This is a genomic window from Lelliottia sp. GFLA7 (assembly GCF_056490165.1).
The window spans coordinates 1-404 of the sequence record NZ_JBWLAQ010000115.1 but is presented as its reverse complement, the minus strand read 5'-3'; the positions used below and the strand labels follow the sequence as shown (position 1 = coordinate 404).

General features: G+C 72.5%; 1 protein-coding gene. It reads right to left on the bottom strand.

From position 1 onward, the window contains the following. Nucleotides 1-404: condensation domain-containing protein (locus tag AC07RN_RS21425; RefSeq protein WP_478337290.1), on the bottom strand; the 404-nt coding region annotated here is incomplete at both ends.

Sequence of the window (404 nt, the reverse complement as noted above, 5' to 3'; positions counted from 1 at the left end):
CAGCGGCATCGACCATCCGTCGAGCACGATGTGGTGGTTGGTCACCGCGAACGCGTACCGGTCGACGTCGAGGCGGACCAGCGTGGCCCGCAGCAGCGGCGGACGGTCGAGGTCGAACCGGGTGGTCCGGTCCTCGTCGAGGATCCGGCACAGTTCCCGGGCGCGCTCGGCGGCCGGCAGCTGCCGGAGGTCGACCTCGTTCCAGGGCACCTCGCCGCGCTCGAGGACCAGCTGGGCGGGCGCACCGGAGTCGTCGTAGACGAAGGCCGTCCGCAGGTTCGCGTGCCGTTCGACCACCGCGTCGAGCGCCGATCGCAGGCGGGCCGCATCGACCCGGCCGACGAGGTCCATCCGCAGCTGCGCGGTGTACACGTCCATCCCGTCGGCGACGAGACGCGCGTGGA